10 protein-coding genes are annotated in these 12,712 nt (G+C 36.7%); 8 read left to right on the top strand and 2 right to left on the bottom strand.

What is annotated here, in order from left to right; all coding sequences use genetic code 11:
• Positions 1-136: 136 nt before the first annotated feature.
• The 5 genes from WKK_RS03275 to WKK_RS03255 all read left to right on the top strand — a co-directional run bounded on the left by WKK_RS03275 (position 137) and on the right by WKK_RS03255 (position 6,439).
• Positions 137-2,119 carry a hypothetical protein gene (locus WKK_RS03275; protein ID WP_013989444.1) on the top strand — a complete coding sequence of 661 codons (1,983 nt, stop codon included), beginning with the start codon at positions 137-139 and terminating at the stop codon, positions 2,117-2,119.
• A gap of 301 nt (positions 2,120-2,420) precedes the next feature.
• The gene (locus WKK_RS03270; RefSeq protein WP_013989443.1) at positions 2,421-3,485 is read left to right on the top strand and encodes a hypothetical protein; all 1,065 of its coding nucleotides are present in this window, start codon (positions 2,421-2,423) and stop codon (positions 3,483-3,485) included.
• 20 nt (positions 3,486-3,505) lie between these two features.
• The gene (locus WKK_RS03265; RefSeq protein ID WP_013989442.1) at positions 3,506-4,210 is read left to right on the top strand and encodes a hypothetical protein; all 705 of its coding nucleotides are present in this window, start codon (positions 3,506-3,508) and stop codon (positions 4,208-4,210) included.
• Between the two features lie 23 nt (positions 4,211-4,233).
• On the top strand, positions 4,234-5,616 hold the full coding sequence (locus WKK_RS03260) for an MDR family MFS transporter (RefSeq protein ID WP_013989441.1): 1,383 nt from the start codon (positions 4,234-4,236) through the stop codon (positions 5,614-5,616).
• Positions 5,617-5,707: 91 nt separating this feature from the next.
• Positions 5,708-6,439: a GntR family transcriptional regulator gene (locus tag WKK_RS03255; RefSeq protein ID WP_006846088.1), complete on the top strand. Its 732-nt coding sequence runs from the start codon at positions 5,708-5,710 to the stop codon at positions 6,437-6,439.
• A 78-nt stretch (positions 6,440-6,517) separates the two neighbouring features.
• Here the strand turns inward: WKK_RS03255 and WKK_RS03250 are convergent, their stop codons facing one another.
• The gene (locus tag WKK_RS03250; RefSeq protein WP_013989440.1) at positions 6,518-7,885 is read right to left on the bottom strand and encodes a cytosine permease; all 1,368 of its coding nucleotides are present in this window, start codon (positions 7,883-7,885) and stop codon (positions 6,518-6,520) included.
• Positions 7,886-8,204: 319 nt separating this feature from the next.
• Here WKK_RS03250 and WKK_RS03245 point away from each other — a divergent pair, with 319 nt between their 5' ends.
• Positions 8,205-10,658, top strand: a complete 2,454-nt coding sequence (locus WKK_RS03245; protein WP_013989439.1) for a phosphoketolase family protein — start codon at positions 8,205-8,207, stop codon at positions 10,656-10,658.
• Between the two features lie 119 nt (positions 10,659-10,777).
• Here the strand turns inward: WKK_RS03245 and trhA are convergent, their stop codons facing one another.
• A complete protein-coding gene (trhA, locus tag WKK_RS03240) occupies positions 10,778-11,422 on the bottom strand; it encodes a PAQR family membrane homeostasis protein TrhA (RefSeq protein WP_013989438.1) in 645 nt (214 codons plus the stop codon).
• A 154-nt stretch (positions 11,423-11,576) separates the two neighbouring features.
• Here trhA and WKK_RS03235 point away from each other — a divergent pair, with 154 nt between their 5' ends.
• Positions 11,577-12,104 carry a DUF1836 domain-containing protein gene (locus WKK_RS03235; RefSeq protein ID WP_006846083.1) on the top strand — a complete coding sequence of 176 codons (528 nt, stop codon included), beginning with the start codon at positions 11,577-11,579 and terminating at the stop codon, positions 12,102-12,104.
• Positions 12,105-12,213: 109 nt separating this feature from the next.
• On the top strand, positions 12,214-12,711 hold the full coding sequence (locus WKK_RS03230) for an aminoacyl-tRNA deacylase (protein ID WP_013989437.1): 498 nt from the start codon (positions 12,214-12,216) through the stop codon (positions 12,709-12,711).
• The last annotated feature ends 1 nt before the right edge of the window (position 12,712 follow it).

The raw sequence follows: 12,712 nt of genomic DNA, 5'->3' as shown, positions 1-12,712 counted from the left end.
ATTTATTCTAAGTTAAGATATAAATAGGTCGTAATGCCTATTAGCAATGTTGTATGATATGCTAATTGTTATATAGTTTTAATATAGGATATTTAAAGATACTTAATTAATAGAAAAAGATAAGTTGAGAAGAATAATGGCTAAATTTTTACAAAAAATAATTTTAGGAATTACGGTTTTAGTTTTGAGCGTAGGGCTTATTACTAGTATCGTTGCGCCTTTCTCGTTATTAACATTGATAGGCATAATATTAGTTGTTATCGGCTGGTTGTATTTTTCGCCAAAGCTTAATCATTTAGAACCTCATAAAACGAAATTGATAGTTTTTGTTATTTTTATTCTAATGATATTAGGGCAGATTATGGTCTTGAAATATTTACCAAGTTCGGTTTATCATGATCCATTTCGAGTTTATTATCAGGCCGAACAGCTAGCTTTAAATCATCAAAGTTGGGCGGGGACATCGTATTTCTGGCGTTATCCTAATAATGCAGTGATTGCAGTTTTGCTTTCATGGGTCTTGAAAATTACACATTTATTGGGGATTTCGACGCAATTAACGATGTATGGGTTATCGCTAATCTGTTTTGATGGTTTTATTGCATCAATGTTGTATATTGCGCGTAAAAAAGTTAATAATTCTCCAGCGATTCAAGTTGGAATTATCACTTTCTTCGCTGTGTTACCTTTATCATATAATTATATGATTAAAGTATTTTATACTGATTCAATTGTTTTGTTGTGCCTGACTTGGATCGTTTATATTGTCTTAGATTGGGGTAAGCATAATAAAAAAAGACGTTATTTTAATGGAGTGTGGTTAGTTTGCTTAACTATTTTAGGTCAATTGGTTAAGCCAAATTTGATTATTGTATTAATTGCTGGTCTATTATGGGCGCTATGGAATTTAATTTATTATCGAGAAATCTTTAAAAAAGAAATTATGATACCGATTATGTTACTTATTGTTGGATTTGGGGTTTCTGTACCGGCAAAGCAAGTGATTTTAAATTCAGCTAATTATCATCAAAATGCTAAGTATGAGCTTCCAACTACTTCATGGATTTATATGGGGTTAAATCAGCATAAACATGGGATTTATGCGGGTGATGATGTTCATGGCCTCTTGAAACTCAAGGATAAAGAAGAGCGTCAGCAAGCGTTGAATCATAAAATTCCAGAGCGTTTGCAAACATATACATTTATTGGTTGGATTGAACATTCATTTACTAAAATGGGAATTTTATTATCTAGTCAACCGCTACCGATGGCTTACACTGGTGGCCATGTTGAAGCACCAAATTGGTATCAGAAACATCAAGCAAATTTGTCTCAGTTCATTGTCTTAGTGCAACGAATGCTATGGGGAAGCCTGTATGGTTTAGCCTTGCTTTCAACTATTCAATCATTTAAAAATATAAAATTTGAACGCCATGGTGACCAGTTGGGGTTTGTTAACTTGATTTTGCTAGGATATGTTGCCTTGCATACTTTGATTTGGGAAACAGAGGCTCGTTATGGGTTAGTATTGATACCAATGTTGTTTTATATTATTTGGCACAATTATGAATATTTGAATAGTAGTATAAGTCTTCGAAAACCACGCTTACGGAAGATATTCTGGTGGGGCTTGTCCATGTTTATTGTAGTGTTAGGGGTTACGATAATGTTTGCGCCACGTAAGAATGAAAATATTATTACGATTGCACAACGAAGCCAATTATCGCAGCAATATCATGCAAAGCCAACGAAATTATTACCGAATCAAATTCTGTCGCAAAAAGTGAGAGTAGGAACTAAAATCAACCAATTTACCTTACAAGTTCCACGGGGATCACAAGTTACAGGACATTTAATTAATTTAGATGAGCAAAAAAGTTATAAACTTAAACTTGTGTCAACATCAAAGGGAACGTTTATGACTAATCAACACCCGTTGGCTGCAGGATATTATAAAATGGAACTGCGTAATAAAACTAATCAAGTACAACAAGTTTGGAGTGTGGCGCTTTTAGACTATCGACTTGCACCTTATAATGTCAGGAGTACACAAAAACTACCGGCGGGGAGCTCATTTATTTATACCTTTTACGATCATCAACGAGGAGTTCATTTGTAGAATAAATTGACTTTTGTTAGAAGAATAGATTTTTAAATTAAAAGGTGTAGAATGGAGTGAAAGTTTAATTATTAATATTAATAATTAATAAAGCGCCTTGGTATTAATCAGAAAAATGCAATGCATTGTTATTAAAGAGGTCTGGAACATTTTGTCCCGGCCTTTTGTTTTTGGTCTGAGATAAAAAATCAGCATACTATAAAAGTTTTATTTAATAGACTTTATTAATCTGAACGTCAAACAATGGAATTGTAAAAAATGCTGTGTGCCAAGTTAAATGTAAAAGAATGGAGGTCTTGCAATGGATCAATATAAATATAATCACTTTAGAAAGATCGTGATGGTATTAAATCAATATGAAATAGAACCTATAGTTGTTGGAACTGCTTCAGTTGAATTGCTGTCACATCTGGATTTTGATGCAGTGATGATCCCATTGGTGATTGATGTAAAATGGATGTATGATACTCATAAAATCATTGAAATTATGGGGAATTTAAATTTCAAACCCGGTGTTGGGGATGATGTAATGCTCTTTTCTGATGGAATTATTACCTTAGATTTATTAAGTTATGAGGAATATGAGGCTTACACTGGATTTCAACTAGCTGTGATGGAAGATCTTCATAAAAATCAAAAACCAAATTATAAAATAATGCCAGCTACTTATACAATTGAGGTTTTAGATGCATTATTACGCTTACCAAATCGTTCGGATGAGTTAAAAAAACAAGATATAGCAATGATGAAATATCTAGAAGCGCATGGTTACATATTAGATCGCTTAAATCTTAATGTGGTTGAATCAGCTGAGATTAACAATACTTTGGAATATAGATTTGCTCAGCCAAATGATAACGAGCAGATTGAGGAAATATTGCGTGTTAATCGGCCCTTAGATTGGCCAATATTATTAAAACGTATCAAAAATGCACGAAAAAAACGTGTACGAAAGTATAGTAATATTGAAATAGTGATGACAATGAATGGAAACGTTCAGGGTCATGCTATGGTGGAATTAGGCGTTTTAATGTCAGATGATGAATCAGATGGTTGGATTGTAGGAAATGTTTTAGATCTAACTTTTAATGGTGATTTAAAACTAGCGGGTGCAATTGAACAATTTTTAATTATATTGGAAGATACGCTAATAACATCAACGCCGGCCGTCCTTTTGACTGCTGAAAATAAGTTTAAAAAATTAGAAGCATATGGCTATGAGATGGTTAAATTTTCAGATATTAAACTACCAGCTGGATTTAATTCTAATGATTATATGGTGAAAGAATTGTTTCAAGGGGTCCTAGATAGTGTTAGTGGGCAAATAACATTTGCTAAAAATGAATCCGGTCCTTCCGATCATTAAAAATAAGGGAGGAATTAAACATGATTTGGCAAGAAATGATGTTGGCACACCCAGTGTTAGGCTTGTGGGTTTTAGTTTTAGGTGTAAATTTCTTAGTTCCAGTTTGTGCAAGCTGGCTGATATCAAAAAATATGGCTATTAGTAGCAATCTTTTTGGTCATAAAATTTGGTGGGCTTGGCTAGGTATTATTGTTCATGAATTATCACATGCTGTGGTAGCAATTATATTTGGTCATAAAATTAAATCGATATCATTTTTGCAGCCAGCTGATGCCCAGGGAACTTTAGGTTATGTAGAGCATACATATGATCCACATAATTGGTATCAAACATTAGGAAACTTTTTTATCGGAATTGCCCCAATCTTTGGGATCAGTTTGAGTATGTATTTTGTTACTCGTTGGTTATGGCCCAGCTTGTTGACAGGGTCACCAACAGGATCACCTTCTTTTTTGCAAGGGATTATCTGGGGATATTTATTTTTAACTTTATTTTTTGGAATTGATTTGAGTAAAGCCGATTGGGCTGGAGCTCAAACAGGAATGCTATTATATTTAGGGTTACTGACTATTGTTAGTTTAATTTGTAGTTGGCTTTTTAAAACCACAGGATTTCAATATTGGCAATTTGCAGCCAAACAAGTTGTTTATTATTTTTTTGCACTAACGATTTTGAGCTTTTTAATTAGAATTGTAGTAACAGTGTTAGCTCGTTTACGAGTTTAGTGTACTTTTAGGGAAGGATGATTATGCAAGATTTAACAACACGCCAACGAGGAGCGTTATATATTTTAATGGCCGGGGTATTCTTGAGTTTTTTGAACCAAACCTTAATGAATACGGCTTTGCCTAGTATTATGCGAGAATTCAACATTGATACTTCGCTAGGACAATGGATGACCAACGGATATATGTTGGTTAATGGTGTGATGGTTCCATTGACGGCCTTCTTGATTCAACGTTTTAAAACACGCCAACTTTATTTGACGGCCATGGCCATGTTTACGGTCGGAACGATTATTGCAGGTTTTGCACCCAATTACGGAGTTTTGATTCTTGGCCGAATGGTTCAAGCCATGGGTGGAGGGGTCTTTGGACCTTTGATGAACGTAGTAGTAATGAATTTATTCTCTAGCGACCGTCGAGGAGCAGCGATGGGGATGATCGGACTGGCCTTGAATTTTGCTCCTACGATTGGACCAACGCTATCTGGAGCAATTGTGTCATTTGTTTCTTGGCGATGGTTGTTCTTGGGATTAGCACCATTAATGATCATTGATTTGATCTTTGCCATGGTACGCTTGAAAAACGTTGGAGAACAAAAGTTCTTGAAATTTGACTTTACTGGAGTAGTTTTGTCATCTATTGGATTAGGAACGCTATTGTATGGATTTTCTAATGCGGGGACTGGAAATTGGACGAGTCCTAATGTTTGGGCGTATGGATTAGTTGGTATTGTGACTACGTTTGCCTTTGTTTATCAACAAACGCATACGAAGGTTCCGCTTTTAAACTTACGAGTATTTTCATACCATAATTTTTGGGTGGCAGTGATTATTAACGTTGTTTTGATGACAGCGTTATATGGTGGAGCATTAATGTTGCCACTTTACTTACAATCAGTTCGTGGACAATCAGCGATGGTTTCAGGGATGGTTTTGATGCCGGGAGCGATTGTGACAGCCCTTTTGTCACCAACATCTGGAAAATTATATGACCGTTATGGTGCTAGAATGTTGGCGCCAATTGGATTGACGATTACATTAATTGGAACATTATTATTGGCCAATTTGGGGATGCACACACCACTTTGGGTACCAGTATTAGGTCAACTAATTCGTCAGGTTGGTTTGGTCTTAGTTACAATGCCAATTCAAACGGAAGCATTTAATGCTGTACCACTTGAATTAATGCCTGATGCTTCGGCCGCCTTTACAACTGTTCGTCAAGTATCTGCTTCATTTGGAACAGCAGCCTTGATTACTTTGTATAGCTTGGTTAGCCTTAGTCAAAGACATCAAGGCGTTAGTTACAAATTAGCTGAATTAAGTGGGATTCAGACTGCATTTTATGTTGCGGCTTTCATAGTATTTATTTCTGCCGTACTTACGCGCTTATTACGCAAACGATAAAATTATTAATAAGTGGTTGGGCCAAAATTATTTGGTCCAACCACTTTTTATGTTAAAATTAATTATTAAAAACAATGAGGAGAGGCAAAAAATGACGCAAGAAGCAATCTATGTTCGCATCATGGCAGATTTACAAAAGAGAATCGATGCGGAACAATTTTCGGCATTAAAATTGCCCGATGAGCGTTCTTTGGCGTTAGAGTATGGCGTATCCCGTAGTTCAATCAAACGTGCTGTTAGTGGTTTAGTAGGGCAAGGAATTATTTTTAAGAAACGTGGTTCAGGAACTTTTGTTAATCCGTTATATTTAAAAAATAAATCGATGTTTCGATCAGTTGGTTCTAATCTGGGAGTTTCAGATTCGTTCCGTCATCATGGTGAAACGCCAGCTATCCATTTGTTATCGGCTCAAGTTCATGAAGCTGACGAAGAAACCAGAATGGCTTTATTCTTAGAACCTGGTGAAGAAGTCTGGGAAGTTCAACGATTAAGAACGTTAGGGAATACCTATTTCATGATTGAGAATGCTTTAATTCCAGTGAAATTAATTCCGCTAGCTAGCAAAGAGGATTTTAAATATTCCATGTTTCACTATGCAGAAAAGGCGACTAAAAAATCGGTTTCCAAGTCATTTGTGACAGTTACGGTGGAGCCTTCAAATGAATTTGACCAACAAATGCTTGACCTAAATGTTAATGAGCCGGTTGGAATTATGGCCGGAATTTATTTTCTTGATGATGGTACGCCATTTGAATATGGTACGATGCGAGTACATTATAAATATATGCATTACAATTCGTTTATCTCAATGGACGGTGAGTAATTATACGTAAGCAAAAGGCGTCTCCAGCAGCATTACAGCTGTTGAAGACGCCTTTTAATTTTTTGAATTTAATTAATATTAATGATTGTTATACTTATTTCTATTAGGCCAGGCGAGTATTAAATATACAATTGCTGTTAGTAGCATGGCGACAAAAGTAGCACCAATTGTTTCTTTAATTAAAGCAATGTAACCAAGCCCCCAATAAGCTAGAAGGCCAAATATCCAAGAACCAATGGCGCGCCAATTAATGCCGCCATTGTACCAATACTGACCATTAATCTTCGTAAATTCAGAAATTTGGTAATTTCCTTTTCTAATTAGGAAGTAATCAACTAGGAAAATGGCAATTTCAGGGCCCAATACCATTCCAATTAAGTCCAAAAAGGCAATAAAGTCGGTCAAGAAACTAGCGACAAAGAGGGGAATAAATGAAACCAAAGTCGCTGTGAGGGTGACAATTAAAAGAGATGCTTTCAAACTTAATTTATGCCAAATATTAGTAAGCGCAGACCCAGCCGCCATTAAATTAACTGCATTGGCAGTAGTTGAAGTGATCATAATAACAATCAAAGCCAAGGTTCCAAGCCCCAGTCGCATGGCAATCGTAGAAGGGTCAGAATAATTGGGATCGTAGTTATTGAGCGCGATAGCTGTAGCAATTGTGGCAGTTAAACCAATAAAAGCAAACCAGAATAATCCAATATTGGCGCCCAAGAAGGCCATTGAAGTCGCTCCATGTTTAGATTTACTGAATCTAGAAAAATCAGAACCAGCGGTAACCCAAGCTAAGTTGAAAGCTGCTAAGATGTCAATCGCAGCTCCCGAACTAATTTGCATATGCTTGGGTGGTTGCCAAGCAAAAATGGCATGTAGAGAAACGGTTTTAAAGACGACAATTGATTCCCAGACTACGAATATGATGACCAAAATAATTCCAATTCTTTCAATTAAGCGAACTGATTTTTCGCCCAGTGAAATGGATATTAAATGCAAAATAGACATAATTATAATTCCAATAATTAAGCCCCATTGACCACCAGGTTGACCATAGCTGGGCCAGCCTAGAATAGTATGAAAGATAGTTGAGACAGAGATTGCCGCAATGAAAGTATTTGCAGCAGCCCAGCCAATGAATTGGACAATATTAATTATAGACGGTAGAAATGAACCACGAATCCCAAAGGAAGCTCGGGTTAATGTCATCGCGGATAAGCCGGTGTGATATCCCATTAAACTAGAAAAGGCTAGTAGAGTATACGATAATATTCCAGCTACAATCAAGGCAGTAGATGCGGTATACATTCCGGCAGCAGCGATCACCCCCCCAATATACCAAGTTCCATTATTAGCATTAGCACCGACCCATGTGGCAAACATATCCCATTTATTCGAATAGCGAGCAACTTGGGGAATTGGGTGAACTGTTCCAAATGACTTTTGCATAATTTCCTCCTTCAAAATCAGACACCTCTTAGTTGAGTAAATTGAGCAAAATAAAGGCCCCGCAGTACAGGATACTATGGGACCACCGATTGCTTTAATTTATATCCTTATTGATCTCACGGGATCAATTTAAAGTGGTTTTATGTATCATAGCAGGTTAAAAACATAAAAACAATTTAAAATTTAACTGAATTGGAACGGTCCAATTGAAGAATAATGATTGAAAAACTGTTAAATTGATGTTATTATGAACATATTCTTAGGGATGGTCCTAAGTTGGAATTACAATTCTCAAACCTATAAAGGAGATTTAATCAAAATGGCAGTAGATTTTGATTCACAAGAATACCTTGCTAAAGTTGATGCTTGGTGGCGCGCTACCAACTATCTTTCAGCCGGTATGATCTTTTTGAAGAGCAACCCATTGTTCTCAGTTACTGATACACCAATCGTTGCTGATGACGTTAAGGTTAAGCCTATCGGACACTGGGGAACTATCTCAGGTCAAACTTTCTTGTATGCACATGCAAATCGTTTGATTAACAAGTACAACTTGAACATGTTCTACGTTGGTGGACCTGGTCACGGTGGACAAGTTATGGTTACGAACTCATACTTGGATGGAACTTACACTGAAAATTATCCTGAGATTACTCAAGATATTGATGGTATGGCAAAGTTGTTCAAGAAGTTCTCATTCCCTGGTGGAATTGGATCACACATGACCGCTCAAACTCCAGGATCTCTTCACGAAGGTGGAGAACTTGGATACTCATTGTCACACGCAACTGGTGCAATTTTGGACAATCCTGACCAAATCGCATTTGCTGTTGTTGGTGATGGTGAAGCTGAAACTGGTCCTGCAATGACTGCATGGCACTCAATTAAGTTTATCAACCCAAAGAATGATGGGGCTGTTTTGCCTATCTTGGATTTGAACGGATTCAAGATTTCAAACCCAACTTTGTTCTCACGTATGTCAGACGAAGAAATTACTAAGTTCTTTGAAGGTCTTGGATACTCACCTCGTTTCATTGAAAATGATGATATTCGTGACTATGCTGCATATCACAAGATGGCTGCTAAGGTTCTTGACCAAGCTATCGAAGATATCCAAGCAATTCAAAAGGATGCCCGTGAAAACGGAAAGTATGAAGATGGAACTGTTGCCGCATGGCCAGTAATCATCGCTCGCTTGCCAAAGGGTTGGGGTGGACCTACGCACAATGAAGCTGGAGAACCAATCGAAGGTTCATTCCGTGCGCACCAAGTTCCATTGAACCTTTCACAAAAGAAGATGGCAACATTGCCACAATTCGAAGAATGGTTGAATTCATACAAGCCAGCCGAATTGTTCAATGCTGATGGAACTTTGAAGGATGAAGTAGCTGCAATGGCACCTAAGGGTGACAAGCGTATGGCTGCTAACCCTATCACTAACGGTGGACGTCACCGTGGTGAAGCTGCAAAGAACTTGGAATTGCCAGACTGGAAGAAGTTTGCTAACGATGTTAATGCGGACAACCGCGGAACTGAATTAGCTGATGGAAACCGTAATATGGATATGAACGTTTTGTCAGGCTTCTTCGCTGAAGTTGCTAAGATGAATCCTACTTCATTCCGTATCTTCGGACCTGATGAGACGATGTCAAATCGTCTATGGGATATGTTCAAGATGACGAACCGTCAATGGATGGAACCAATCAACGAACCTTATGACCAACATCAAGCTCCTGAAGGACGTATTCTTGATTCACAACTTTCAGAGCACCAAGCTGAAGGTTGGCTTGAAGCTTACACATTGACTGGACGTGTTGGAGTATTCGCATCATACGAATCATTCTTGCGTGTCGTGGACTCAATGATTACTCAACACTTCAAGTGGTTGCGTCATGCTTCAGAACAATCATGGCGTAATGATTACCCATCATTGAACTTGATTTCAACTTCAACTGTTTTCCAACAAGACCACAACGGTTACACACACCAAGATCCTGGTATGTTGACTCACTTGGCAGAAAAGAAAGCAGACTTTATCCGTCAATACTTGCCAGCTGATGGTAACTCATTGTTGGCCGTCTTTGACCGTGCCTTCACTGAACGTCACAAGGTTAACCACGTGGTTGCATCAAAGCAACCTCGTCAACAATGGTTCTCAGTTTCTGAAGCTGAAACTCTTGCTAACGAAGGTTTGATGGTTGTTGACTGGGCTTCTACTGCTCCACAAGGTAAGGCTGACATCGTCTTCGCATCTGCTGGTGTTGAACCAACAATCGAAACTTTGGCTGCTTTGCACCTTGTTAACGAAGCATTCCCTGAAGTTGCAATGCGTTATGTCAACGTTGTTGAATTAATGCGTTTGCAAAACAAGAATGGTGCCATGAACTCAGAACGTTCATTGACTGATGAAGAATTCACTAAGTTCTTCGGTGAGTCAGGAACACCTGTTGTCTTTGGATTCCACGGTTATGAAGATTTGATCCAATCATTCTTCTACGAGCGCGGACATCTTGGACTTCATGTTCACGGATACCGTGAAGATGGTGACATCACTACTACTTACGATATGCGTGTCTACTCAGAATTGGATCGATTCCACCAAGCCAAGGATGCTGTTTCAGCATTGCTTGAAAATGGAGTTGTTGCATCTGATAAGGCTGATGTCTTCTTCGAGAAGATGGATGCTATTTTGGCAAAGCACTTCGAAGTTACTCGTAACGAAGGTCGTGATATCGAAGAATTCACTGACTGGAAGTGGTCACCATTGGTTTAATTTTAATTAATTAAATTATGGTTATACAATAAAAGCGTTTAGGATGTAAATCCTAAACGCTTTTTTGTTGTTCAATTATATGTGTGATAAATAATGTTATTTTATGCTGGCTATTTTGATTAAATATTGAAATATATTGAGAAGAACATTAACCAGGTTCCAGCCATGACAAAGAAATGCCAAATTAAATGAAGTCCGGGTATTTTTGAAAAACTATAAATAAATGCACCTATAGTAAAGACAAGACCGCCAGATACTAATAACCAAAATCCTGTAGTTGATAAATTTTGGTATAATTCTTTTCCAGTTAATAAGCATAGCCAACCCATGATGATGTAAAAGGTGGTTTCAATTTTTTGATGACGACCATGACTTAATACGTGATTTAAAATTCCACTGATAGCTAAAATCCAAATTAAAATTAATAAAATAAATCCTTTTTGATTATTTAGAGTAATTAAGCAGTAAGGAGTATAGGTTCCAGCAATTAATAAAAATATATTACTGTGATCAAAAATTTGAAAAAAGCGATAGGCTGAAGTAAATGCTAAGCAGTGAAATAAAGTGGAAGCTAAATATAAAAGTAGTAAAGTTCCGCTGTATACCCATAAACTGGTCATTTGATAGAATGGTAAATGGTGTAGGTTTCCACGTTGAATTAGAGATACTATTAATATTAAACTAATAATTAAAGCGATACCGTGAGTGATCGCGTTCCATATTTCATAAATAACGGTTTTATGGTTTGTAATATCTAATTTCATAGTAAAGTTCCTCTCTGTTAAGATATTGCTATTATAAAAGTTTGATAGAACCAAAGTCAAGGTTATGTAGAATTGAACATTACGTAAGATGACAAAATATGTTTTTTGTGCCATAATTACACTTACAAAAGATGAGCGATGAGGTAAATGCAAGATGGAATCAATCGAATATAAACGATGGTTAGAAAATTTACAGCGCCAACAAATTCCAACTTGGGATTCTTTACCCGATTTGGACTTATATATGGATCAAGTAGTGACTGAGGTGAATAAAATTTTTACGCCAATTTTACAAACCACAATCACAAAAGCGATGATTAATAGTTATGTTAAAAATGATATGGTTCAACGTCCTATTAAGAAAAAATATCAAAGGCAACAATTGGTCGAAATTATTTTGATCAGTATTATGAAGGTGGTTTTTCCTTTAGATACGGTCAAAAAGGGAGTCGCTAAGCAACTTGGCTCAAATAAAGAAAATACCCAGGTGGCTTATGACAATTTTGTGGAACGTTTCAATCATGCTTTGGCGGGATTAGATATTAAAAATCCCGTTGTACAGTTTCAGCAGGCAGCGTTTGGAGTTCCAGATTTTCAACAAATGGCTATACAAGCTGTAATTTATAAGATTATTTGCATGCAGCTGATAGAAATTGATGGTGATGTAGCTAGTGAGTCATAATTATCAAATTTAATATAAATCTATAAGTTTTTATAAAAAATCTTCTAATTATCAATGATCAGGTATAATAGTAATAAGGAATAATACGAATAGGGGGCCGATGTGTTTTATGGCTAAAAAGGATAGAATTAAAAAAATTTTAATAGAACAAATATTGGATAAAGCAGATATACCATATGAGTCAATTATTTTTAGTCATGGCATGGATCGATCGACTGATGAACTGGAAAAGTATCAAATTAATGAACATGATATCTATAAAACGCTCGCATTACAAGGAAATGTAACAGGTCCTTTGATTGGAATTGTGCCAATTGATATGCATTTAAGTGAGAAAAAATTAGCCGCCATTTCTGGTAATAAACGAACAGATATGATTCCAACCAAAGACTTACAAAAGACTACTGGGTATGTACACGGAGCTAATAATCCAGTTGGTATATGGCAAACTAAGAAATTCCCAATCTACTTTGACATTCGAGCACAACAGGCTGGAGAAATAATTTTATCTGCGGGTGAAGTTGGTCGTTCCATCCGGGTGAAAGCTGAGGATATAGCCAAATTTGTCCATAGTGAATTTGTTGATATTGCCGTTGAGGATAATTAGT

The sequence above is a fragment of the Weissella koreensis KACC 15510 genome, from assembly GCF_000219805.1.
Classification (GTDB): domain Bacteria; phylum Bacillota; class Bacilli; order Lactobacillales; family Lactobacillaceae; genus Weissella; species Weissella koreensis.
This window is presented reverse-complemented; position numbering and strand designations above follow the sequence as displayed.

Coding starts and splice junctions, on each gene's coding strand:
- WKK_RS03270 (WP_013989443.1), top strand. CDS start 2,421: ATGGATCAATATAAATATAATCACTTTAGAAAGATCGTGATGGTATTA.
- WKK_RS03275 (WP_013989444.1), top strand. CDS start 137: ATGGCTAAATTTTTACAAAAAATAATTTTAGGAATTACGGTTTTAGTT.
- WKK_RS03235 (WP_006846083.1), top strand. CDS start 11,577: ATGGAATCAATCGAATATAAACGATGGTTAGAAAATTTACAGCGCCAA.
- WKK_RS03260 (WP_013989441.1), top strand. CDS start 4,234: ATGCAAGATTTAACAACACGCCAACGAGGAGCGTTATATATTTTAATG.
- WKK_RS03250 (WP_013989440.1), bottom strand. CDS start 7,885: ATGCAAAAGTCATTTGGAACAGTTCACCCAATTCCCCAAGTTGCTCGC.
- WKK_RS03255 (WP_006846088.1), top strand. CDS start 5,708: ATGACGCAAGAAGCAATCTATGTTCGCATCATGGCAGATTTACAAAAG.
- WKK_RS03245 (WP_013989439.1), top strand. CDS start 8,205: ATGGCAGTAGATTTTGATTCACAAGAATACCTTGCTAAAGTTGATGCT.
- trhA (WP_013989438.1), bottom strand. CDS start 11,422: ATGAAATTAGATATTACAAACCATAAAACCGTTATTTATGAAATATGG.
- WKK_RS03265 (WP_013989442.1), top strand. CDS start 3,506: ATGATTTGGCAAGAAATGATGTTGGCACACCCAGTGTTAGGCTTGTGG.
- WKK_RS03230 (WP_013989437.1), top strand. CDS start 12,214: ATGGCTAAAAAGGATAGAATTAAAAAAATTTTAATAGAACAAATATTG.